Origin of the sequence: Streptomyces maremycinicus, from assembly GCF_001184025.1 — a bacterium.
Classification (GTDB): domain Bacteria; phylum Actinomycetota; class Actinomycetes; order Streptomycetales; family Streptomycetaceae; genus Streptomyces; species Streptomyces maremycinicus.
The window spans coordinates 537,039-559,681 of the sequence record NZ_BBYG01000009.1 but is presented as its reverse complement, the minus strand read 5'-3'; the positions used below and the strand labels follow the sequence as shown (position 1 = coordinate 559,681).

At 73.0% G+C, this 22,643-nt stretch carries 23 protein-coding genes; 12 read left to right on the top strand and 11 right to left on the bottom strand.

Annotated elements, in window-relative coordinates:
* Positions 1-314: hypothetical protein (locus tag AOQ37_RS06980; protein ID WP_199824944.1), on the top strand; the 314-nt coding region annotated here is incomplete at its 5' end.
* A 71-nt stretch (positions 315-385) separates the two neighbouring features.
* On the opposite strand, the gene AOQ37_RS06975 is transcribed toward AOQ37_RS06980, so the two are convergent.
* The 4 genes from AOQ37_RS06975 to sodN all read right to left on the bottom strand — a co-directional run bounded on the left by AOQ37_RS06975 (position 386) and on the right by sodN (position 2,591).
* Positions 386-1,159: a VOC family protein gene (locus AOQ37_RS06975; protein ID WP_062642237.1), complete on the bottom strand. Its 774-nt coding sequence runs from the start codon at positions 1,157-1,159 to the stop codon at positions 386-388.
* The gene (locus AOQ37_RS06970; RefSeq protein ID WP_062642235.1) at positions 1,156-1,569 is read right to left on the bottom strand and encodes a VOC family protein; all 414 of its coding nucleotides are present in this window, start codon (positions 1,567-1,569) and stop codon (positions 1,156-1,158) included. The genes AOQ37_RS06975 and AOQ37_RS06970 overlap by 4 nt, the downstream gene beginning before the upstream one ends.
* Positions 1,570-1,579: 10 nt before the next feature.
* The gene (locus AOQ37_RS06965; protein WP_107085122.1) at positions 1,580-1,981 is read right to left on the bottom strand and encodes a helix-turn-helix domain-containing protein; all 402 of its coding nucleotides are present in this window, start codon (positions 1,979-1,981) and stop codon (positions 1,580-1,582) included.
* Positions 1,982-2,195: 214 nt separating this feature from the next.
* The gene (sodN, locus tag AOQ37_RS06960; RefSeq protein ID WP_020130742.1) at positions 2,196-2,591 is read right to left on the bottom strand and encodes a superoxide dismutase, Ni; all 396 of its coding nucleotides are present in this window, start codon (positions 2,589-2,591) and stop codon (positions 2,196-2,198) included.
* Positions 2,592-2,736: 145 nt separating this feature from the next.
* Between sodN and sodX the strand changes: the two genes are divergently transcribed.
* The gene (gene sodX, locus AOQ37_RS40350; protein WP_159401312.1) at positions 2,737-3,171 is read left to right on the top strand and encodes a nickel-type superoxide dismutase maturation protease; all 435 of its coding nucleotides are present in this window, start codon (positions 2,737-2,739) and stop codon (positions 3,169-3,171) included.
* Here sodX and AOQ37_RS06955 read toward each other — a convergent pair.
* Positions 3,054-3,704 carry a CGNR zinc finger domain-containing protein gene (locus tag AOQ37_RS06955; RefSeq protein ID WP_062642233.1) on the bottom strand — a complete coding sequence of 217 codons (651 nt, stop codon included), beginning with the start codon at positions 3,702-3,704 and terminating at the stop codon, positions 3,054-3,056. The genes sodX and AOQ37_RS06955 overlap by 118 nt on opposite strands.
* 101 nt (positions 3,705-3,805) lie before the next feature.
* Here AOQ37_RS06955 and AOQ37_RS06950 point away from each other — a divergent pair, with 101 nt between their 5' ends.
* The gene (locus tag AOQ37_RS06950; protein WP_107085121.1) at positions 3,806-4,744 is read left to right on the top strand and encodes a class I SAM-dependent methyltransferase; all 939 of its coding nucleotides are present in this window, start codon (positions 3,806-3,808) and stop codon (positions 4,742-4,744) included.
* A 117-nt stretch (positions 4,745-4,861) separates the two neighbouring features.
* Here AOQ37_RS06950 and AOQ37_RS06945 read toward each other — a convergent pair whose 3' ends face one another.
* Genes AOQ37_RS06945 through AOQ37_RS06935 form a run of 3 tightly spaced genes read right to left on the bottom strand, consistent with a single transcriptional unit; the run spans position 4,862 to position 7,593 of the window.
* Complete coding sequence (locus AOQ37_RS06945) at positions 4,862-5,623, bottom strand: amino acid ABC transporter ATP-binding protein (protein ID WP_062642230.1); 762 nt, start codon at positions 5,621-5,623, stop codon at positions 4,862-4,864.
* On the bottom strand, positions 5,620-6,591 hold the full coding sequence (locus tag AOQ37_RS06940; RefSeq protein ID WP_062642228.1) for an amino acid ABC transporter permease: 972 nt from the start codon (positions 6,589-6,591) through the stop codon (positions 5,620-5,622). The genes AOQ37_RS06945 and AOQ37_RS06940 overlap by 4 nt, the downstream gene beginning before the upstream one ends.
* Before the next feature lie 39 nt (positions 6,592-6,630).
* Positions 6,631-7,593: an ABC transporter substrate-binding protein gene (locus AOQ37_RS06935; RefSeq protein ID WP_062642226.1), complete on the bottom strand. Its 963-nt coding sequence runs from the start codon at positions 7,591-7,593 to the stop codon at positions 6,631-6,633.
* Between the two features lie 612 nt (positions 7,594-8,205).
* On the opposite strand from AOQ37_RS06935, the gene AOQ37_RS06930 reads away from it, so the two are divergent.
* From AOQ37_RS06930 to AOQ37_RS06915, 4 genes are all read left to right on the top strand, one after another.
* The gene (locus AOQ37_RS06930) at positions 8,206-9,435 is read left to right on the top strand and encodes an NAD(P)-dependent malic enzyme (protein WP_062642225.1); all 1,230 of its coding nucleotides are present in this window, start codon (positions 8,206-8,208) and stop codon (positions 9,433-9,435) included.
* Positions 9,436-10,005: 570 nt separating this feature from the next.
* Positions 10,006-10,971, top strand: a complete 966-nt coding sequence (locus AOQ37_RS06925) for a zinc-binding dehydrogenase (RefSeq protein ID WP_062642223.1) — start codon at positions 10,006-10,008, stop codon at positions 10,969-10,971.
* 216 nt (positions 10,972-11,187) lie between these two features.
* Positions 11,188-11,397, top strand: coding sequence for a helix-turn-helix domain-containing protein (locus AOQ37_RS06920; protein ID WP_062642221.1), 210 nt, complete (start codon positions 11,188-11,190; stop codon positions 11,395-11,397).
* On the top strand, positions 11,397-11,996 hold the full coding sequence (locus AOQ37_RS06915) for a Clp protease N-terminal domain-containing protein (RefSeq protein WP_062642219.1): 600 nt from the start codon (positions 11,397-11,399) through the stop codon (positions 11,994-11,996). Before AOQ37_RS06920 ends, AOQ37_RS06915 begins: the two co-directional genes overlap by 1 nt.
* A 57-nt stretch (positions 11,997-12,053) precedes the next feature.
* Here AOQ37_RS06915 and AOQ37_RS06910 read toward each other — a convergent pair whose 3' ends face one another.
* The 3 genes from AOQ37_RS06910 to AOQ37_RS06900 all read right to left on the bottom strand — a co-directional run bounded on the left by AOQ37_RS06910 (position 12,054) and on the right by AOQ37_RS06900 (position 14,618).
* Entirely contained in the window at positions 12,054-13,256 is a 1,203-nt protein-coding gene (locus AOQ37_RS06910; RefSeq protein ID WP_062642217.1) for a PadR family transcriptional regulator, read from the bottom strand.
* Between the two features lies 1 nt (position 13,257).
* Positions 13,258-14,265 carry a DUF4097 family beta strand repeat-containing protein gene (locus AOQ37_RS06905; RefSeq protein ID WP_062642216.1) on the bottom strand — a complete coding sequence of 336 codons (1,008 nt, stop codon included), beginning with the start codon at positions 14,263-14,265 and terminating at the stop codon, positions 13,258-13,260.
* A gap of 170 nt (positions 14,266-14,435) precedes the next feature.
* The gene (locus tag AOQ37_RS06900; protein ID WP_019058231.1) at positions 14,436-14,618 is read right to left on the bottom strand and encodes a DUF6104 family protein; all 183 of its coding nucleotides are present in this window, start codon (positions 14,616-14,618) and stop codon (positions 14,436-14,438) included.
* Between the two features lie 236 nt (positions 14,619-14,854).
* On the opposite strand from AOQ37_RS06900, the gene AOQ37_RS06895 reads away from it, so the two are divergent.
* From AOQ37_RS06895 to fxsA, 5 genes are all read left to right on the top strand, one after another.
* Positions 14,855-15,361 (top strand): CU044_2847 family protein, encoded by a 507-nt coding sequence (locus AOQ37_RS06895; RefSeq protein ID WP_062642214.1) that lies wholly within the window; start codon positions 14,855-14,857, stop codon positions 15,359-15,361.
* Positions 15,358-17,640 carry a VMAP-C domain-containing protein gene (locus AOQ37_RS06890; protein ID WP_062642213.1) on the top strand — a complete coding sequence of 761 codons (2,283 nt, stop codon included), beginning with the start codon at positions 15,358-15,360 and terminating at the stop codon, positions 17,638-17,640. The genes AOQ37_RS06895 and AOQ37_RS06890 overlap by 4 nt, the downstream gene beginning before the upstream one ends.
* A 109-nt stretch (positions 17,641-17,749) precedes the next feature.
* Positions 17,750-18,772, top strand: coding sequence for an AAA family ATPase (locus AOQ37_RS06885; protein WP_062642211.1), 1,023 nt, complete (start codon positions 17,750-17,752; stop codon positions 18,770-18,772).
* Between the two features lie 7 nt (positions 18,773-18,779).
* Complete coding sequence (locus AOQ37_RS06880) at positions 18,780-22,253, top strand: SAV_2336 N-terminal domain-related protein (RefSeq protein WP_199824943.1); 3,474 nt, start codon at positions 18,780-18,782, stop codon at positions 22,251-22,253.
* A gap of 25 nt (positions 22,254-22,278) precedes the next feature.
* Entirely contained in the window at positions 22,279-22,482 is a 204-nt protein-coding gene (gene fxsA, locus AOQ37_RS06875) for an FxSxx-COOH cyclophane-containing RiPP peptide (protein WP_062642209.1), read from the top strand.
* Positions 22,483-22,643: the final 161 nt, after the last annotated feature.

Below are 22,643 nucleotides of genomic sequence, written 5' to 3'. Positions count from 1 at the left end.
GGCGCGGCCTGCGGCGCGGCCTGCGGCGCGGCCTGCGGCGCGGCCTGCGGCGCGGCCTGCGGCGCGGCCTGCGGCGCGGCCTGCGGCGCGGCCTGCGGCGCGGCCTGCGGCGCGGCCTGCGGCGCGGCCTGCGGCGCGGCCTGCGGCGCGGCCTGCGGCGCGGCCTGCGGCGCGGCCTGCGGCGCGGCCTGCGGCGCGGCCTGCGGCGCGGCCTGCGGCGCGGCCTGCGGTGCGTGGTCCGTAGCCGCGTGGTCCGTAAGTCAGTGTCGCCGACGCGTGGCCGCGAGGCCGCATGGCCCGTAGGCGGCCAGTAGTCGGCGGCCCGTGGCCCGCGGGTGGTGGGTGCGCGGGTAGCGGCTGTGCGGCTGTGTGGTCGGTCGTGCCGTCAGCGGGTGGGTGTCGGTGTCGGCGTGGTGGCGCGGGGCAGGCCGCCCGTCTCCGCGTCTCGTGCCGTCAGGCAGTACAGGCCGCCGGTCGGGTCGCGCATCACCGTCCAGTGCGGACGGCGGGCGACCAGCACCGCGCCGAGCTCCTCGTGCCGGGCGCGCACGGCGTCGATGTCCGGGCCGCAGGCCAGGTCGGGATGGGCGCCGACGGCGCCTTCCGTGTCGAGCCGCTGGAGCAGGACGCGGACCGGCAGCCCCGGCGGCGGCTCGACCACATGGAACTCGGGCCGGGATCCCGGCCGGGCCGACCAGTCCGGCAACAGGCCGCTCCAGAAGGCGACTTCACCCTCGTACGCGGACGGCGGAACGTCCATGCACAGCTGGTCCAGGCGGCTGCCGGCGACCACGGGCGGGCGGACGGACTCCCCCTGCCACGGCACCGCGCAGAACAACTGCCCGGCGGGGGAGCGCAGTACGGCCCAGCCGTCGTGCGCGGCGGCCGTCTCCGCGCCCCGTTCGAGCGCGGCCGCGACGAAACCCGGCACGTCGTCGACGGCGAGGTCGAGATGCGCGCCGCCGGCGCCGTCGGCGACCGCCTGGACCTTGGCACAAGCGTGGGCGTCCTTCGGCAGCAGGGTGACGAACTCCCCGGCCTCGCCCCTGGTTTCGGAGAGGGTCGTCTCCGTGACGGCGGTCCAGAAGTCGCACGCCCGCGCGAAGCTCCGGACCGGCCGGTCGAGGTAGAGGTGGGCCCAGCGGACCGGTTCGCTCATCCGGAGCGCTCCATGAACCGCAGCATGTTGCCCGCCGGGTCGCGGAACGCGCAGTCGCGCACCCCGTAGGGCTGGTCCGTCGGCTCCTGGAGCACCTCGACGCCGGCCTCCCGCACGCGCGCGTGCAGCGCGTCGCAGTCGGCGGTGGTGAAGATCACCCCGCGCAGCACCCCCTTGGCGAGCAGCCGGGCCATCGCCTCCCGGTCGGCGGGGGAGAAGTCCGGGTTCGCGCCCGGCGGTTCCAGTACGAGGTCCACGTCCGGCTGGAGCGGCGAGCCGACGGTCACCCATCGCATCCCCTCGAAGGAGACGTCGTTGCGGACTTCGAGACCGAGCACCTCGACGTAGAAGTGCAGCGCCTTGTCGTGGTCGTCGACGGCGACGAAACACTGGTGGAGTTTGAGGTCCATGGCGTCCAGCCTAGGTCGGCCGGCCGCGCCGCGGGCGGGTGTACGTGCGGACCACACAGGACGGGATCACCGCTCCGGCCGCGTGCGACCGCGCCCGGTACGCGCTCGGGGTCTCGCCGACCAGTTCGGTGAAGCGGGAGCTGAACGAGCCGAGCGAGGTGCAGCCGACCGCCATGCAGACCTCCGTCACGCTCATGTCACCGCGACGCAGGAGGGTCTTGGCGCGCTCGACCCGCCGGGTCATGAGGTAGCCGTAGGGCGTCTCGCCATAGGCCTCTCGGAAGCTGCGCTGGAAGTGGCCCGGGGACATCAGCGCGGTGCGTGCGAGCGCGGCGACGTCGAGCGGCTCCGCGTACTCACGGTCCATCCGGTCGCGTGCCTGCCGCAGCCGTTTCAGGTCCTCGAGGGTCACGGGGCCAGCATCGCACGGGGAGCGGCGTCCGGGCGGGGCGCGGGCGGGGCGGAGGCCGTCCGGGGCAGGGAGAGGGGGGCGGGGGAGAAAAGGAGACCGCACCCGGGCCGTCGGGGTCGCCGTGTTCGGCGGCCCGTGGACCGGGTGCGGACAGGTGGGCGTCGCGACCGGCGCGAGGGCAGGCCGGACGACCCGGGTGAGGATCGGGCCCTGGTCAGGCCTTCTTCGTCTCCCAGAAGATCTTGTCGATCTCGGCGATGAGCTCCAGGGCCTTCTCGCCGGTCTTCGGGTCCGTCGAGGCCTTGGCGGCCGACAGGGCCTTCAGGGTGTCGTTGACCAGCTGGTGCAGCTGGGGGTACTTCTCGAAGTGCGGGGGCTTGAAGTAGTCGCTCCACAGCACGGAGACGTGGTGCTTCGCCAGCTCGGCGCGCTGCTCCTTGATGACGGTGGCGCGCGCCTGGAAGTGCGGGTCGTCGTTGGCGGCCATCTTTTCCTGGACGGCCTTCACCGACTCCGCCTCGATGCGGGCCTGGGCCGGGTCGTACACACCGCAGGGCAGGTCGCAGTGTGCGCTGACCTTGACCTTGGGGGCAAACAGGCGGGAAAGCATGGAGCGTTCCTTCCTCGTGATCGTCTTCTCAGGTGGGACATTACTCCCTGCGAGACGGCTTTTCGCGAGTGCCCCCATGGGCTTAGGACAAAAGTCCGGGGTCAGACTGAGACTGGTGGAGGAACAGACCGGGGAGGTGCCGGCGATGCCGGAGCTGTCGCAGGAGACCGAGCGCGCGAGGGCGACCGCGCTCTTCGGGCTGGCCGAGGTGACCGGCCCGTCCATGGTGCCCACGCTGTACCAGGGGGACCGGCTGGTGGTGCAGTACGGCGCCCGGGTCCGGGCCGGTGACGTGATCGTGCTGAGGCATCCGTTCCAGCAGGACCTGCTCGTCGTCAAGCGGGCCGCGGAACGCCGCGAGGGCGGTTGGTGGGTCCGTGGGGACAACACCTACGCCGGCGGCGACAGCACCGACTACGGGACGGTGCCCGACGAGCTGATCCTGGGCAAGGTGCGGCTGCGCTACCGCCCGCTGAAGCCCGGGCGGCGCTCGCCGCTGGCGCTGGTGCGCTGGGCGCTGTCGGCGGCCAGGCCGGTGCCGGCCGTCCGGTCCGCCTCCAGGCGTTTCCGGGCGCGGTAGGCGGCCACGTTGGCGCGGGTGGCGCAGCGGTCGGAGCAGTAGCGCCGGGAGCGGTTGGTCGAGGTGTCGAGGTAGGCGTTGCGGCACGGGCCGGCCTCGCACAGGCCCAGGCGGTCGACGCCGTACTCCGTGAGGTGGAAGGCCAGGCCCATGGCCGCGATGGCCGCGTAGCCCGCCGTCGCGTTGGACGGGTGGTCGGCCAGGTGCATGTGCCACAGCGGACGGCCGTCGTCGTCGCGGAAGTCGTGCCCGGAGATCTGCGGGCTCACCGGGAACTCCAGGAGGAGCGAGTTCAGCAGGTCCACGGCGAGGGTCTCGTCGCCGCCGTCGGCCGCCTCGAAGACCGCGCGCAGCCGGGCCCGGACCGAGCGGAACCGGGTGACGTCCGCGTCGGTGGCCCGACGGCCCGCCGACTGGTTGCCGCCGAAGAGGGCGCGGACCGCCTCGACCGAGGTCAGCGCGTCCTTGCCCCGGGCCGGTTCCTCGCTGTTGACGAGGCGCACGGCGTAGTCCGAGTAATAGGCCAGTTCCACTTGTAGTCCTTACGAGGGCACTCTATGGTCGGGGTGCGGGCGGGGGTAACGGCCGTTCGTGCTTCCAGGGTATTACGCGACGAACGCGGCGGAGGGTTGCGATGACGGACGCGCAGACGACCACGACCGGAGCCATCGACGGTGTCACGAACGGTGACACGAACGGCGTGACGAACGGTGACACCAACGGCGGCACGGACGGCGTCACAGCCGGTACGGCGACCGGTACGGCGACCGGCGCGGCCACCGGTGCGGTGACGCGTACGGGTACGGGGGCGGCGACGGGAGCGGCGGCGGGTGCGGACTGGGCTGCCTGGCAGCGGAGCTGGGACCGCCAGCAGGAGTGGTACATGCCCGACCGCGAGGACCGCTTCCGGATCATGCTCGACATGGTCGAGGGGCTGGTCGGGTCCGCCCCGCGCGTCCTCGACCTCGCCTGCGGCACGGGCACCATCACCGCCCGGCTGCTCGCCCGCCTCCCCGGCGCCACCAGCACCGGCGTCGACCTCGACCCGGCGCTCCTCGCCATCGCCGAGGGCACCTTCGAGGGCGACGACCGCGTCACCTTCGTGACGGCGGACCTCAAGGACCCCGACTGGCCGGCCCGGCTGCCGTACGACACGTACGACGCCGTCCTGACCGCCACGGCCCTGCACTGGCTGCACAGCGAACCCCTCGTCGCCCTCTACGGTCAGGTCGCGGAACTCGTCCGCGACGGCGGTGTCTTCATGAACGCGGACCACATGATCGACGAGTCGACGCCCCGGATCAACGCGGCGGAGCGCGCGCTGCGCCACGCCCGTATGGATCAGGCCAGGGCCGACGGGGTGCTCGACTGGGCGCAGTGGTGGCAGCTCGCCGCCCAGGACCCCGTCCTCGCCGGGCCGACCGCGCGCCGCTTCGAGATCTACGGCGAGCACGCCGACGGCGACACCCCCTCCGCCTCCTGGCACGCTCGCGCGCTGCTCGAACAGGGCTTCAGCGAGGCTCGGCCCGTCTGGGCGTCACCCTCCGACACGCTGTTGCTGGCGCTGCGGTGACCGCGCCCCCGCACCGGCGGAAACCAGCCACCGGACGCTGATCCGTCCCGGACGGCGAAAGGGCGAGAGGGGCGGTACGGGATTCCCGTACCGCCCCTCTCGCCGCTCGCGCTGTCGCTAGAGCACCTTGGACAGGAACGCCTGCGTCCGCTCGTGCTGCGGGTTGGTCAGGACGTCGCGCGGGTTGCCGGACTCCACGACCACTCCGCCGTCCATGAAGACCAGGCTGTCGCCCACCTCGCGGGCGAAGCCCATCTCGTGGGTCACGACGACCATCGTCATCCCGGACTCGGCCAGGTCGCGCATGACGTCGAGGACGTCACCGACCAGCTCCGGGTCGAGCGCCGAGGTCGGCTCGTCGAACAGCATCAGCTTCGGGTCCATCGCCAGGGCGCGGGCGATGGCGACGCGCTGCTGCTGGCCGCCGGAGAGCTGCGAGGGGTAGCTGTTGGCCTTGTCGGCGAGGCCGACGCGGTCCAGCAGCTCCTTCGCGCGCTCCTTCGCCTTGGCCTTGCTGACGCCCTTGACCTGGACGGGGGCCTCGATGACGTTCTCCGCCGCCGTCATGTGCGGGAACAGGTTGAACCGCTGGAACACCATGCCGATGTCCCGGCGCTTCAGCGCGACCTCGCTGTCCTTGAGCTCGTACAGCTTGTCGCCCTTCTGGCGGTAGCCGACCAGGTCGCCGTCGACGTACAGCCGCCCGGCGTTGATCTTCTCCAGGTGGTTGATGCACCTCAGGAAGGTCGACTTGCCGGAGCCGGAGGGGCCGATGAGGCAGAACACCTCGCCGTTCTTGACCTCCAGGTCGATGCCCTTGAGGACCTCGACCGCGCCGAAGGACTTGTGCACGCCCTCGGCCTTCACCATCGCGGTCATGACGCACTCCTTTCGCGGCCGATCGAGAGCAGGTTCGCCCGGATCTTCTGGAAGACCGTGGGCGGGAGGCTGCGGCTCGAACCGCGGGCGTAGTACCGCTCCAGGTAGTACTGGAAGACGCTGAACACGCTGGTCATGACCAGGTACCAGATGGAGGCGACGAACAGCAGCTCCATCACGGCGAACGACGAGGAGCCGATCACCGAGGTCGAGCGCAGCAGTTCGTTGTACGTCACCACGTACACCAGCGACGAGGTCTTCAGCATGTTGATGAACTCGTTGCCGGTCGGCGGCACGATCACCCGCATCGCCTGCGGGATGACGATCCGGCGCAGCGTCTTGGCGTGGCTCATGCCGAGCGCGTGCGAGGCCTCGGTCTGGCCCTCGTCGACGGCCAGCAGGCCGGCCCGGCAGATCTCCGCCATGTACGCGGCCTCGTTCAGACCCAGTCCGAGCAGGGCGCACATGAACGGCGTCATGACGTCCGTCATCTCGTCCTTGTAGATCGGACCGAGGTTCAGGACGGGGAAGATCAGCGCCAGGTTGAACCACATCAGCAGCTGCACGTACACCGGGGTGCCGCGGAAGAACCAGATGTACAGCCAGGCGACCGTGCTGGTCACCGGGTTCTTCGACAGCCGCATCACGGCCAGCAGAACGCCCAGCACCACGCCCAGCACCATGGACAGGACGCTGATCAGCAGGGTCCGGCCGGCGCCCGCGACGACGGTCGAGTTGAACAGCTGGTCACCGACCGTGTCCCACTGGATGTCGCCGTTCGCGAAGGCGTTGACCAGCAGCGCCAGGAGCGCGATGACGATCACGGCGCTGACCCAGCGGCCGTAGTGGCGCACCGGGATGGCCTTGATGGCCTCCGGCGGGCCGGAGAACGCCGAGTCCTTCGCCACCGGCGGGGTGTCCTCGGGTGGTGCGCCGCCCGCGGCGGACTTGTCGAGCTTGTCAGTCATGGGGACTGCCCTTCGAAGACTTCGAGAGGTGCGGGTGGATCACTTGCCGCCGTTGATCGCGGAGGCCTTGATCGCGCCGCTCTCGGCGCCCCACTTCTCCAGCACCTTCTGGTAGGAGCCGTCCTTGATGATCGCGTCGACGGCCTCCTTCAGGGCGTCCCGCAGCTGGGTGTTCTTCTTGTTGACGACGATGCCGAACGGAGCGGCCTCGTACTGCTTGTCGAGCACCTCGAAGGTGTTGCCGTTGCCGGCCTTGCGGGCCATGTCCACGGCCACCGGGTAGTCGTTGACGCCGGCCACGGCGCCGCCGGACTTCACGCGGGTCTGGGCCTCGGTGTCGTTCTCGAAGGACTCGATCTTGACGGCCTTCTTGCCGCCCTCGGTACAGGTCTTCGACTGCGCCTGGAGGGCCTCTTCGTAGGTGGTGCCCCGCTGCACCGCGACCGTCTGACCGCAGAGGTCGTCGATCGTCTTGATGCCCTTGGGGTTGCCCTTCTGGACGTAGATGGCGGTGCCGGCGGTGAAGTAGTCGACGAAGTCGACACCCGTGCCGAGCTTCTTGCCGCTGTCGTCCAGGCCCTCCTGGCGCTGCTTGTTGTCCGTGATCGACGACATGGCGACGTCGTAGCGGCCGGTGTTGACCGCGGTGATCAGGGTGTCGAAGCCACCCGAGGTGAACTGGAACTCGACGCCGAGCTGCTTGCCGAGCGCGGCCGCGATGTCGGGGTCGACGCCCACGATCTTGCCGCCCTCGACGGACTCCATCGGGGCGTACTCGGCGTTGGTGCCGACCTTGATGACACCCGCCTTCTGGATGTCGGCCGGGAGCTTGGAGAAGAGGGGGGCCTTGTCGGCGCTGCTCGACGACTCGGAGGAGCTGCTGCCGCCCTCGGTCTGGTCGCCGCAGGCGGTGAGCAGCAAGGCGCCCGCGACCGCGAGGGATCCGACCGCTGCCAGGCGGGTGCGCGCGGCGGTCGTGCGTCGGGTGGTGCTTGCGGTCATGGTGGATTCCTCCGGCGGATGGATGGAGATGCCGATGGGTCGACAAATGCCGATGGGTCGACGAGAACACACACCTTCGGGTGTCGCGACCTCGTGTGATTACGGCATCTTGCCATTCGGACTACGCCATTCAGGGGGCCAGCCATGTCAAAATCGGATAACGGGCGACCCCCGAACCGCATCACTCCGGTACATCACGACCGGACGCAGCCGGACCATCTGCGGGAATCCCCCGTTCCGGCCGAAAGATCTTCGGTTCGTCCCACGGTGTGATCGCCCGGCATGCGTGCCGTTCGCCCGGCCTCGGTCCGTGTCAAGGGCCCTCAGGGAGCTTGGCGAGACTTCGCGCATGAGTCATGTCACTCAAGGTGACGTCTGTCCAAGGTCCACAGAGTGAGCCATGTGACCTTGCACGGAATGGACTCGTCGGCTGTGGTCTCCGTCCGGTAAGAAGGATTTTTACACCCCTCATCCGGGGCTCAGGGCGCGTGTGCGGCGCGCCCGACGCGCAGGCGCCCGTACGCATCACCTCAGGGGCCTGCGCGATGCCCGCCCACTTCTCAATCAGGAGTGGCCACCCTCAAACCATGCAGACCTAAGGGGTAAGACACAGTGGCAGCGGAGATCGTCAATCCTCGCAGCGAGAGCGCCGACCGAACGGGCCAGGAGGGCGGTGCGGAGCCCCTCGACTCGTTCGACCCGGTGTTCGCGCTGCACCGCGGCGGAAAGATGGCCGTGCAGGCCACCGTCCCGGTTCGCGACAAGGACGACCTGTCCCTCGCCTACACGCCCGGCGTCGCGCGCGTGTGCACCGCGATCGCGGAACGGCCGGAGCTGGTGAACGACTACACCTGGAAGTCGTCCGTCGTCGCCGTCGTGACCGACGGCACGGCCGTGCTCGGGCTCGGCGACATCGGCCCGGAGGCCTCCCTCCCGGTCATGGAAGGCAAGGCGATTCTGTTCAAGCAGTTCGGCGGTGTGGACGCGGTTCCGATCGCGCTCGCCTGCACGGACGTGGACGAGATCATCGAGACGGTGGTGCGCCTCGCGCCCTCCTTCGGCGGTGTGAACCTGGAGGACATCTCGGCGCCCCGGTGCTTCGAGATCGAGCGTCGGCTCCAGGAGGCGCTCGACATCCCGGTCTTCCACGACGACCAGCACGGCACGGCCATCGTGACGCTGGCGGCGCTGCGCAACGCGGCGCGGCTCAGCGGCCGGGGCATCGGTGAGCTGCGTGCGGTCATCTCGGGCGCCGGCGCGGCCGGTGTCGCCATCGCCAGGATGCTGGTGGAGGCCGGCATCGGGGACGTCGCGGTCACCGACCGCAAGGGCATCGTCTCGGCGGACCGCGAGGACCTCACGGACGTCAAGCGCGAGCTGGCCGGGTTCACCAACAAGGCCGGGCTGACCGGGTCGCTGGAGCAGGCGCTGGCGGGCGCCGACGTCTTCATCGGCGTCTCCGGCGGTACGGTCCCGGAGGAGGCGGTGGCCTCCATGGCGAAGGGCGCGTTCGTCTTCGCCATGGCCAACCCGACGCCCGAGGTGCACCCGGACGTCGCCCACAAGTACGCGGCCGTCGTCGCGACCGGGCGGTCGGACTTCCCGAATCAGATCAACAACGTGCTGGCGTTCCCGGGGATCTTCGCGGGCGCGCTCCAGGTGCGGGCGTCCCGGATCACCGAGGGAATGAAGATCGCGGCGGCCGAGGCGCTGGCGGGGGTCGTCGGTGAGGATCTCGCCGCCGACTACGTCATTCCGTCGCCGTTCGACGAGCGGGTCGCTCCGGCGGTGACCGCGGCGGTGGCCGCGGCTGCTCGGGCGGAGGGTGTCGCTCGCCGCTGACGCGTGGGGATGGCTCCGCCGGTTTCGGCGGGGCCATCTTTTTTTGCCCACCCACCCGCCCGTTCGGGTGATGACGAGGGCGCCGTCCCCCGGGGCTGCCGCCCCTGGACCCCCGCGTCGGCCCCGAAACGGGCCTCGTCCTCAAACGCCGGACGGGCTGGATTCTCCCGACCGGCGTTCGATCGGTGGCGTTGGGCGGGTTGGGTTCTCCCGACAAGGTGCTCGGTGGGTGGCGTCGGGCGGGTTGGGTTCTCCCGAGCGGTGCTCGATCGGTGGCGCCCGGCGGGACGGATTTGCCGAGCGGTGTTCGGTCGGTGGCGTTGGGCGGGTTGGGTTCTCCCGAGAAGGTGCTCGGTGGGTGGCGTCGGGCGGGTTGGGTTCTCCCGCGCGGTGCTCGATCGGTGGCGCCCGGCGGGCTGGATTTGCCGCGCGGTGCTCGATCGGTGGCGCCCGGCGGGCTGGATTTGCCGAGCGGTGTTCGGTCGGTGGCGTCGGGGGAGAGCGCAAGAGGGTATGTCTCACAGTGGGGTCCGGTTTCGCTCGTCGCCCCGGGACCCTATCGTCGGCTGCATGTTCGCCGTCTACGCCGCCCGAATCGACCGCGACCAGCCGCTTTCCGGCCTGGAGTTGGGGGAGCGCCCGGCCCCCGAGGCCCGGCCCGGCTGGAGCACCGTCCATGTCAGGGCCGCCTCCCTCAACCATCACGATCTCTGGTCGCTCCGGGGTGTCGGTCTGCCCGAGGGCCGGCTGCCGATGATCCTCGGCTGTGACGCCGCCGGGGTCGACGAGGACGGCAACGAGGTCGTCCTGCACTCCGTCATCGGCCAGACCGGGCACGGTGTCGGGCCCGACGAGCCTCGTTCCATCCTCACCGAGCGGTACCAGGGCACCTTCGCCGAGCAGGTCGCCGTGCCGACCTGGAACATCCTGCCCAAGCCCAAGGAGCTCTCCTTCGAGGAGGCCGCCTGTCTGCCCACGGCCTGGCTGACGGCGTACCGCATGCTCTTCACCAACGCGGGTGTGCGGCCCGGTGACTCCGTCCTCGTCCAGGGTGCCGGCGGCGGTGTCGCCACGGCGGCCATCGTGCTGGGCCGGGCGGCAGGACTGCGGGTCTTCGCCACCAGCCGGGACGAGGCCAAGCGGAAGCGGGCGCTGGAACTCGGTGCCGTCGAGGCGGTGGAGCCCGGTGCGCGGCTTCCCCAGCGGGTGGACGCCGTCATCGAGACCGTCGGCGCGGCCACCTGGTCGCACTCGGTGAAGTCCCTGCGGCCCGGTGGCACGCTCGTCATCTCCGGCGCCACCAGCGGTGACGCGCCCTCGCACGCCGAGCTGACCCGGATCTTCTTCCTGGAGCTGAAGGTCGTCGGCTCCACCATGGGCACCAAGGACGAACTGGAGGACCTGCTCTCCTTCTGCGCCGCCACCGGCGTCCGGCCCGTCATCGACGAGGTGCTGCCGCTCGACCGGGCCCGGGAGGGCTTCGAACGGCTCGCGTCCGGTGACCAGTTCGGCAAGATCGTGCTCACCAGCGGCTGAGTCCGCGCAGGAGTCGGCGCCTTGGTCTGCGCATGAGCCGGCGGCTGGGCCCGCGCGCCTGAGTCGGCGGCCGAGTGTTCGGTCGCGGCTGTCGAAGGCTGTCGAAGGCCGTCGCCAGGGCTGTCGGGCGGGTCCGGGGTTCCGGGCCCGCCCTTCTTCCGTCGTTCGTGTCAACCGTGGTTGACAGGGCCGGCTCTGTCAACGTACGTTGACATCATGACCGAAGCAACGAATCTCGCCGAGCGCGCGGGAGACCGCGATCCACGGGTCGGACTGCGCGCCGTCGCCGCACTGCGCCGGCTGCTGGAGCAGCTGGAGGCGGTACAGGTGCGCAGTGCCCGCAACCAGGGCTGGTCGTGGCAGGAGATCGCCGCGGAGCTCGGAGTCAGCAGACAGGCCGTGCACAAGAAGTACGGGAGGCATTGATGTTCGAGCGCTTCACGAAGGACGCCCGTGCCGTGGTCGAGGGCGCGGTGGGACACGCCGAGCGGGAGGGGGCGGCGCGGGTCGAGGAGACCCACGTACTGCTCTCCCTGCTCGACCGGGAGGGCAGCCGCGGTTCCTTCGCGCTGGCCTCGCTCGGTCTGCCGCCCGGCGGGCGGGCGGGGCTGGTGCGGGACCTGGACGAGACGCGCCGCCGCGGCGGGCTCTCCCGGGCCGACGCGGACGCCCTGTCCGGGCTGGGCATCGACCTCTCGGAGATCGTGTCGCGGGTCGAGGAGACACACGGCGAGGGAGCACTGGCCGCCGCCGGGCGGGGTGGCCTCTTCGGCGGACGGTCCGGGCGCCGGCCGTTCGGCCGCGGGGCCAAGGACCTGCTCACCGGGACCCTGCGCGTCGCCGTCGCCCACGGCGAACGGCACATCGGCGACGAGCATCTGCTGCTCGCCCTCACCACCCGCCGCGGCGTCCCCTCGGAGATCCTCGCCGACCACGGCGTCACCCACGCGTCCCTCACCCGGGTGCTGTACGGCGACAGCTCAGGGGGCGAGCCCGGGGACGCAGCCGAGGCGAAGGCCGGCTGAGGCGAAGGCCGGCCCGGCGGGAGGTCCGCCGGCCCCCCCCGGTGCCGGGCGGGAGCGTCAGGGCTTCGGCACCCGCAGGATCACCCCGATGTGTGCCGCCGCCGTGGACAGGTGGCGGCGCGCCTCCCGGAGCTGGTCGCCGGTGACGCCGTGGTCGCGGGCCGCGTCGCGGATGTCGTCCCGGAAGCGGTCGAGCAGGCGGTCCAGGTCACGGGCCGGGTCGCCGCCGCTGCCCTCGAGGGTGTCCTCGTGGGCCCAGGCCGGTTCGTACGCGGCGGGGAAGTCCTCCGGGGTGCGGGAGTACTCGGCGGGGCGGGGGGCGTCGGTGGGGCCGGAGGCCGCGGGGGTGCCGTGCTCCTTCGCGGTGCCGGGGGCTTCCGCGGTGCGCGAGTCCTCCGGGTGCGTGGTCGCCGTCGAGTCTGCCGTGGTCGCCGTCGGGCCCGCCGTGGTCGTCGTGGAGCCCGTCGTGCCGGTGCGGCCGAAGCCGAAGTCCCGGCCGAAGTCCCTGCCGTACTCACGGCCGAAGTCCCCGAACTCCTTGGCGAGTTCCGTCAGGCCCTCGCGGACGCCGGTCGGCCAGTCGCCCCGGGCGAAGTGGTCCTGGACCTGTTCCTGGACCCTGCGGGCGATGCGCTGCACCTCTTCCTGGGCCTGGGTGCGGGCCCGCTCCTGCGCCTCCTTGGCCTGGCGGCGGGCCCGCTGGGCCTCCTCGCGGGCGCGGCGGCTCTCGTCCTTGGCCCGGCGCGCCTGTTCCTTCCACTCCTGCTTGACGCGGCGCATCTCCTCCTTGGCGGCGCGCCAGGACTCCTTGTCGCCGTACTCGCCGTACTCACCCGGTTCGCCGTGCTCCGCGGAACCCGCCCCGGCGCCCTGGCGTGCCTCGGTGGCCGCCGCCCGCATCTCGCGCCGCAGATCGCCCGCCGCGCCGCGTACGTCGGCCCGGATCTCGGCGGCCAGCTCGGCGACGGACTCGCGGATCTCCAGCTCGAGGTCGGCCAGTTCGCCGCTGCGGTCCGCCAGTTCGGCCCGGCCCGCGTCGGTGATGGCGTAGACCTTGCGGCCGCCCTCGGTGGTGTGGGTGACCAGGCCCTCGGCCTCCAGTTTGGCCAGCCGGGGGTAGACCGTGCCCGCCGACGGCGCGTACAGCCCGTGGAAGCGTTCCTCGAGGAGACGGATCACTTCGTAGCCGTGGCGCGGGGCTTCGTCCAGCAGCTTCAGCAGATAGAGACGGAGACGGCCGTGGGCGAAGACGGGAGGCATGTCAGAGCACCTTCTTGTCGGTCGTGCAGTCGGCCGGGTCGCCGGAGCTCTCGCCGCCCGGGCCGGAAACGGCATTGTCCCCCGAGTCCGCGGGCCGGCCCGAGCGTGCTTCCGCCTCCGGACCGGCCGCCGGGGCCGAGCGCGGAGCCGGTTCCGCTGCCGGTTCCGGCCGTGCCTCGGCTGTCGTGTCGTCCGGTGCGTCTTCCGTCGGGGGGCGGCGCAGCAGGGCGATCGAGCCGGAGACCGTCGTCGCCTTGAGGCTGCCGTTGCCCGCGCCCAGCCGCCCGGTGACGCGCTTGGCGCCCCACTGGCCGCTGACCCGGAGGTCCTCGAAGGCGTTGGAGACCGAGCCGCTCGCGGTGTTCGCCTCCACCCGCGCGTCCGCCGGATGGGGCAGCCGGATGGCGATCTCGCCCGAGACGCTGGTCAGGTCGATGCTCGCGGGGCGGCTCGTCAGGTCGAGGTCGACGATCATCGACCCGCTGACGGAGTCGGCCTTCACGGAAGAGCCCGCCTCGACCACGGTCAGGTCGCCGGACACGGAATTGAAGCGCAGGTGGCCGGTGAGGGCCTGGGCCTCCACGCTGCCGGAGACGGTGTCCGCGCGCACCGGGCCCGCGAGCCCCACCAGGGTCGTGTCCCCGTTGACCCCCTTCACCTCGGCCGGTCCCTCGATGCCGGAGACCACCGCACCGGCGCTCACCACGCCCACCTCCACGCGGGTGCCGGCCGGCACGGCCAGGGAGACCACCGCGCTGCGCCGCCAGCCCTTGCGGTCGAGCCACTTGAGGAAGCCCTTCCAGGGCAGGTCCTCGTACGCCACCGTCAGATTCCCCTGATGGTGGCTCACCACCAGGGGCGGTCCCTCGATCCGGGAGATCTCCAGGCGGGCCGGACCCTCCTCGGCGCCCACGATGTTCACGGTGCCGTCGACGATGCGCACGCGCAGTTCGCTCACGGGCTCGTCGAAGGTGAGCTTCCTCGGCTCGGCGACGGACCACTCGGACATGTGCGGACCTCCTCCACGACAGCGACACGACACGCCATATCGCGTCTCACGTAAAACACGATATATCGCGGGCAAGGAAAGTCAAGACACCCGTTCCGGTGGTCGCCCCCGGGTACGCGAAAGGGGCGCCCCCAGGGCGCCCCTCAGGCGAACCGTCGCGAACGTACGGCCTACTCGTCGTCCTCGTCGTCGTCCAGCCGTGCCAGCCATGTCGCCAGCCGCTCCACCGGCACCTCGAAGTCCGGATTCAGGTCGACGAACGTCCGCAGCTGCTCGGCGAGCCACTCGAAGGTGACCTCCTCCTCGCCGCGCCGCTTCTCGAGTTCCTCGATTCCGCGATCGGTGAAGTACATGGATCGTGCTCCGTGGGTCGGTTGCAGGGATTGGGATCCCCCCTCGGGGGAAGGACCCTTGTTCCTGCGAGGGGAGGAAGAGATCCGCTCTCCTGTGGGGAGGGGACAGGAAAAGGATAGGCGCAGGGGGAAGGCGTCCCGCGGGCCGCCCGAGCCCTCGCGCGGTCGGGAACCCCCGCGGCAGGCCCGCCCACGGACGGGCGGGGCCGGGGGGACCGGGGAGGCGGGGGAGTGCCATGAGCGGTGAGGACGTGACACGGGTGGCGCGCATCGCGCTGCCGGACGGGACGCCCGTCTGGGCCCGGATCTCGGGGGCGGGGGAGCTGACCGCGCCGCCCGGGCGGCTGTCGTACAGCGACACCGGGTTCGCCGAGCGGGTGGAGGCGAGCGTGGAGAGCCTGCACGCGCTCGTCACGGGGGTCGCGCGGTCGCTGGCGGAACCGCTGCGCGCGGTGCGGCCCGACGAGGTGAGCGTCGAGTTCGGCATCGAGCTGACCGCCAAGGCCGGGAAGGTCGTCGGGCTGCTCGCCGACGGAGAGGCCAAGGCCGGCATCACGGTCACCCTCACCTGGAACAGCGGGCCACCGGACCTCGGCACCTCACCCCCCGCGCCCCCCGGCGCGGGCGCCCGCGCGCGGGACGGCTCGTCGTCCGACGAGGACGGTGTCCGGCACGCGGGCGCGTCCCCCGGCGCGCCGATGCACGGGGGCGCCGACGGCACCGTGGGCGGGGGCGCGGAATGACGGGCGGGCACGCCCCGGGCGCATCGAACGCGTTCGATGCGGCCCGTCGTGCACTGCGTGGACTCGTCGTGGCGGCGACCGTGCGCATTCATCGCCCGGTCGTCGGGTATGCCCTGGAGGAGCCCGGCACGTTCCTCGGGAGCGGCTTCTTCGTCGCCCCGAACTGGGTTCTGACCTGCGCACATGTGGCTTGGGGCGGGGAGGGGGGCGAGGTCGCGGTGGTCTACGAGACGGCACCCGGGCGGGGCACGTCCACCGCCCCCGGCCGGGTGGTGGCGACCCTTCCCGACCGGGCCGACGGCGCCGGGCGGGCCCTGTCCGCGGGCAACTGGCCCGCCCCGGACCTCGCCCTGGTCCAGCTGACCGAGCCGGTCGACGACCACGAGTGCGTGTACGTCTCCGAGCGTCCGGCGGCGTACTACGGCGAGGGCCGGGTGCTGTACGCCGGCTGGACCGAGAACGAGGGCCGCTTACAGGTCATGGACGGCACGCTGACCGTGCAGGGCACCATCGGCGGCTGGTCCTCGGACGTGCAGATGCGACTCGGCGACAACGACCTGCCGTACGGCGTCTCGGGCGGCCCGGTGATCGACCCCGAGCGCGGCGAGGTGATCGGTGTGCTGAAGGCGCGCTCCGACCACCGTCCCGGCGGCACGTCCACCGGGATCGAGCAGCTGCGCACCCTGCGGGTCCCCGCGCAGGCGGTGCCCGCCGAGCACACCGACCTCTACCAGGCCGTCTTCCACGCCCACGACCGCTACCACCGCGACCGCCAGCGTCATCCCGCCTCCCGGCGGCAGACCTGGACCGACGTACAGGGCAGGCTCGGCGCGCGGCCGGGGCGCACCCTCAGCCCGGACGAGCGGATCCAGCTGCTGGGCCGGCTCGCCGAACTCCCGCCGCCCGAGAGCACCCGTGGTCTGCTGGACATCCTCGACTCCCTCCCCGACCTCCAGGCCCCCACCCCCCTGCCCGCACCGCGCGGCTGGCGCGACGGCCTGGGCGCGCTGTACGAGAGCGCGAGCGACGACGGGGCGCTGGAACTCGTCCTGGACTACGCGATGCGGGCGATGTCGGCCCCGCGCCCGTTCGTCGTGCCCAGTACCCCGGACGCCGAGAAAGCCCTGTGGGTCTGGGTGTGGCAGGCCGCGCAGCGGCTGAGCGCCCGCTACCGGTCCGGTCTCGCCGAGCAGCGGATCGAGCGGCTGCGCCGGCGGGACGAGGCGGAGCACGACGTCCCCGACACGGTCTCCGGCGGGCTCCGCCCGGTGCGCGGGCCCGGCGGGCGCAGGCCCCACCGGCAGGACGCGCCCGACGCACGCGCGCGTGCCCGCCGCGTCGGCAGTGTGGCCCGGCCCTCCGCCCTGCTCGAACTGGTGCGGCGCGGCTGGGAGCCGGACCGCTGCGACTGGTCGGTCTCCGTGGCCGCGCCCGGCGGCGAGGTGGTCCGGCTGCACCAGACCGAGCGCACCTTGCTGGCCGACCTGCCCGCGCACCTCGCGGGGCCCCTCGGGGAGGCCTTCCGCCACTGCGACGAGCCCGGCAGGCCGGCCCTCCTCCAGGTGGCGCTGCCGCACGCGTTGCTCGGCCTGGAGGTCGACACCTGGCGACTCGCGCCCGGGCAGGAGCCGTTGGGGGCGCTGCGGCCGGTCGTCGTGCGCTGCGCCGACCGCGACCGGCTGCCCGACGAGGCGTTCGGCGCGTACGGCGGGGGAGGACCGGTCGGCCCGGCCCGGGCCCACGGCGCCGACGGTGCCCACGACTCGAGCGGCCTGGACGGGCTGGACCGCCCGGGCGACCTGGACGAGCTGGACGAGCTCGACGCGGAGCGGCGGGCCCGGTGGCGCTGGCTGCACGCGCACCGCGCCAGGGCCGAAGTCCTGGACTGCGACGAGGGGTTGCGCAAACCCGTACCGACCGTCGAGCAGCTGCGCGCCCTGTCGCACGGCACCGTCCCGGTGCTCTGCCGTTACGGCGACCTGCGCTACGAGGACGACGCGGAGGCGCTCGCCCGGATCGTGCTCGGCGGCTACGGCGTGGCCCTGTGGCGCCGGCGGCGCGGCCGGGCCGACGCCGTCTGCGGGGAGTTCCACCGCGGCACGATCGACGGCGTCGCCGAACCGCCCAGCGCGCAGCAGCTGCCCGAGGCGGTGCACGAGCTCCGGATGCGGCTGCGCGCGGGCCGCACGGAGTCCTTCTGGGCCGACGGCGTCGCCCTGCTGTACGACGACCCCCACCAGCCACTGCCCGGTACTGGAGACCTGCTGGAGGCCCCTTGAACCCACCCGCTCGCGGGGCCGGCCGGCCTCTTACCAGGCACCTCCAGGATGGATAACGTGATGCACGTTCGGACGGCCGCGGCGGTGGACGAGTGACGAGGACCGGATCATGACCGAATCCAGTGAGTGGCTCATCTACCGAGGCGCCGGCGAACCGCACGACGGGATCGAGCGGCTGCCCGATCCGCCGCCCTGGCGGGACTTCACCAGCCGCGACGCGGCTGGCTCGGGCGACGGGTCCGAGGACCGCAGGCTCGGCGCGCACCGGCACCTGGCGGAACTGCACCGGCCGGGCGCCGAGGAGCTGGAGATGATCAACGCGGCGCTGTATCTGCGCCGTCCGCTGCTCGTCACGGGCAGCCCCGGCGCGGGCAAGAGCACGCTCGCCCACTCGGTGGCGTACGAACTGGGCCTCGGCCAGGTGCTGCGCTGGTCGATCGTGAGCCGGTCCGCGCTCCAGGACGGGCTGTACCACTACGACGCGATCGCCCGGCTCCAGGACGTGCAGATCGCCGCGCAGGGCGGGTTCGGGTCGGCGGCGGGCTCGCCGGGCGCGGTCGAGGGCATCGGCAGCTACATCCGGCTCGGACCGCTCGGCACCGCGCTGCTGCCCTCCGACACCCCGCGCGTGCTGCTCATCGACGAGCTGGACAAGAGCGACATCGACCTGCCCAACGACCTGTTGAACGTCCTGGAGGAGGGCGAGTTCGCGATCCCCGAGCTGGAGCGCATCGCCGACCGGCTGCCGGACGGCGAGGCGGAGGTGCTGACCGCCGACGGGGTGAAGGTCCGGGTGCGGGACGGCCGCGTGCGCTGCCGCGCCTTCCCGTTCGTCGTGCTCACCAGCAACGGGGAGCGCGACTTCCCCGCCCCGCTGATGCGCCGGTGCATCCACCTGGAGCTGGGGCGCCCCGACCACAACCGGCTCGCCACCTTCGTCCGCGCGCATCTCGGTGACGAGGCGGCGCGCGCGGGCGACGATCTGATCACCCGGTTCCTGGAGCGCTCGCGCAGTGAACTCCTCGCGGCGGACCAGTTGCTGAACGCGATCTACCTCACCGACGCGGCCGCGCCGCCCAGTCGGGACCGCCTGGCCGACCTGCTCATCCAGCGACTCGACCGCCCGAGGTGAGGGCCTGATGCCCGACGCAGCGGCCCGCCACGGACCCGTCCCGCCCGACGGCCGCCGTCCCGGCACCCCGGGCGGACCCGTCGAGCCCGGCGACGCCGCGACACCCGTAGCGCGCGGCGGCGATCCGCTCGCCGAACTCGTCGCGCGGTTGCGTGACGTCGGACTCGACCCCGATGTGCCGCAGTTGTGCGACGCGCTCTGGCTGGCCCGCTGGACCCGGCCGGCGGAGGCCGCCGACCCGGAGGACCCACCCGTCGGCACCGGCGGCCGGCCCACGCCCCGGCTCGACGGCGGACCGCGCCGGGACGGGGACGGACGGCCGCCGGGGGACCGCGCCGAACGTCCGGAGCGGCCGCCGCCGGAGGTGGGGACCGAGGGGCGGGTGAGCCTGTACCCGGTCCCGCAGGACGGCGCGGAGCGCACCCGTGGCGCCGGGCGGGCCGCCGCGCTTCCGGTGGGCGTACCCGCCGCCCCCGTGCTGCCCGCCCCGCTCGAACTCCAGCGCGCATTACGCCGGCTCCAGCGCTACCGGAGCCCCGCGCCACCGCTGCGCATGCGGCTCGACGAGACGGCGACGGCGGAGCGCAGCGCGCAGGCGGGCGGCCTGATCATGCCCGTCCACCGGCCCGTGACCCGGGGCGACGCCCGGCTCCAACTGGTCCTGGACGCCTCGTCCTCGATGCGGGTGTGGGACCGATTGTTCGTCGAACTCCAGCAGGTCTTCGGCCAGTTGGGCGCCTTCTCGGACATCCAGGTCAGTCATCTGCACCAGGGGCCCGAGGGCGAGCCGGCCGTCAGCCGCAGCCCGGACGCCTACGCGGCGCCGCTGCACTCCGCGGACCGGCTCAGCGACCCCACCGGCCGCCGGATCGTCCTGTTCGTCAGCGACTGCGCGGGCCCCCTGTGGCACAGCGGCCACGCGCACCGCCTGCTGCACCACCTGTCCCGGCAGGGGCCGGTCGCCGTGCTCCAGCCGTTGCCGCAACGCCTGTGGAACCGCACCCGGCTGCCCGTGCTGTTCTGCGAGCTGAGCCGCGGCGAGACCCTGGGCGGAGCGGCCGCGCTGCGCGTCCGCACTCCCTCGGGAGCGGCGCCGGAGGCGCGCCGGGGAGCGCTGCCGGTGCCGGTGCTGCCGCCGGAGCCGGTCGCGCTGGGCGCCTGGGCCAGGCTGCTGTCCGGGGCGGGCGCCGGGCCCGTCCCGGGGGCGGTGGGCTGGGTGCGCGCGGACCAGCCGGCCGCCCCGGCGGCGCGCGCCGACCGGCGGCGCACGCCGTTCGAACGGGTCAGCAGGTTCAGCTCCAGCGCCTCCCCGGCGGCCGGCCGGCTCGCCGTCTACCTGGCCGCCGCGCCCCTGTGCCTGCCCGTGATGCAGCTGGTCCAGCGCACGATGCTGCCCGACTCCGGGCCGGCCGAACTCGCCGAGGTGCTGGTCGGCGGCCTGGTCACCCGTGCGTCGGAGGAGTACGCCGACGGCGGCGCCCAGTGGTACCGCATCGAGCCCGACGTGCGGGACGCCCTGCTGTCCCGGCTGGGCCGCGACGAAGCCATGCTGGTGCTCAAGCACTGTTCGGAGTACATCGAGCAGCGCTTCGGCAAGGGCGGCCCCAACTTCCCGGCCCTCGCCCTGGCCCAGCTCGGCGACGGCGGCACGGGCCGCCCCGCCGGACCCGCCACCCGCCCCGATGACGGCCGCCCCGACGACGGCCGACTCGGCGACCACGCCGACCACGCCGACCACGGGGACCACGGGGACAACAACGGCAACGGCGACGAGGCCCCCGTGCCGCAGCCGTTCGCGGAGGTCGCCGCCCGCGTGCTGCGGCGCTTCATGCCGCTGCCCGAGCAGTTCGAGAGCCCCGGCATCCGGACCGGACCGGGACAGCCCGCCGACCGGCCGACACACCAGGCGGTCCGCAGGGTCCGGGCGCTGATCGAGCGCTTCGACAGCGAGGGCATGATCCAGGACGTCATCGACGCGGTGCAGTTGCTGCGCGGCGCCACCGAGCGAGAGCGGGCGAGCGCGGACCCCGAACTGTGGGCCGAGTACGCGCACTGCACCCTGCGGCTGTGGGAGGTGCAGGGCGGCGACGACCTCCTCCAGGAGGCGGAGGCGGCCGCCGAACGCGCGACCGCCCACCCCCGCCGACTGCGCGAGAGGGCCGTGCTGGCCCGGGTGCTGCACGCGGCCGCGACCGACCGCAGGCGCCGCGGCGACCGCACCGGCGCCCTGGACCTGCTGCGCCGCGCCGACCGCGAGTACGCCGTCGCCTGCGCCGCGCCCGGGCTCGACGAGCACCAGGCGCTGAAACTCACCCTGGAACGTGTGCGCGCCCTGGACGCGCAGTGGCGGCTCGGCGGGGACAGCGCGCTGCTCCAGGGCGCGGTCGGCATGCTGGAGGCCTTCGCCGACGTCTGGCCCGACCGCCGGCAGCGTCCGCCCGAACTCCCCCTGGAGCACGGCCGGATCCTGCTGCGCCTGTCCGGCGCCACCGCCGACCCCGTCCAGGCCCGGCTCTACGCCGAGCAGGGCGCGCAGTCGCTGCGCAACGCCCTGGACACCGGCACGGAGCCGTACTCCGCCGAGTCGGCCCGCACGCGGGTGCGGATCCTGCTCGACCTGGTGGACGCGCTGCTCCGGGCGGGCGGCCCGCTGGACGACGCCCAGTCCCGTGTCGACGAGGCTCTCGCCCTGGTGCGCGAACAGGGCCGGCGCGCGTCCCTGCTGGCGCGGGCCGGCCGGATCGCCGTGGCCCGCTACGCCGAGTCGGGCGAACCGGCGGAGCTGGAGACGGCCGCGGACCGCTTCGCGCAGGCCGCCCAGCGGATGTCCCGTGACGCGCCCGCGCACGCCGACGTGCTCGCCGAGTGGGGCGAGGCGCTGCTGCGGCTGGCCGGGATCCAGTCCGGGGCACGGGCGCAGGAGGTGCTGTCCCGGGCGATCCGGGTGCTGCGGGACTGCCGGATGGAGACCCCGGCGGGCAGCCGCCAGGTCGCCCACCGGCTGCTGCTCCTCGGCCGCGCGCTGATGCTGCGCTACCGGGCCCGCGGGGACCGTGTCGACCTGCGCGAGGCCGAGCACCTCTTCGGCCTCGCGGCGGCGGACGCGGGCGATCCGCTGCTGGCCGCCCGCTGCCGACTGGAGCTGGGCCAGGTCCAGTTCGAGGCCTACCGCAGCCTGCGCCGCCCGGCCCGCCTCGACCTCGCGGTCGACGCCTTCCGTGACGCGTCGGAGGCGGCGAGGGAGGCGGAGGGGGTGGCCGAAACCGACCGCCGACGGCAGGAGGCCGTCCAGACGGGTGCGCAAGCCCACCACTGGCGGGGTATGTCCTACGAGGCGGCCGCACGCCCGAGGGCCGCCCGGGAGGCCTACCGCGCGGCCCGCGCGGAGTGGTCGCGGCTGCCCGAGGGCAGTCTCGTCACCGACGGTCCGACGGCCAGGGACACGGCGCAGCGACTGGCCGCACTGGAGCGGGCGACGTGAACGGGCGAGCCGGGAGGAGCAGGGCATGGGCGCGAGCGACGAGTCGGCGGAGGACGCGGAGGCACCGGAAGCGCTCGGAGTTCCCGAGCCGCTCCCGGACCTGCTGGCGCTGAATCTCGTGGAGCTGGGCACGATCGAGCATCCGGTGCTGCGGGAGGTGCTGAGGGACCTGCGGGAGCGTGCGACACGGCCGAGCGAGATGCTGTGGGGCTTCAACAACGCACTCTGAGGAGGCGGGCGTTCGAGAGCGCGCTCCCCGATCGGGGAGCGTCGATTTCGGTCGTCTTCCTCTCCGAAATGGACAATCCTGATCGCTCGAGGGTTTGCGCCGGACGCCCCTCCGGGCATGTGGCCGGTGCGGGGCAGAAGGGCCGCGGTGCGGCCTTCACG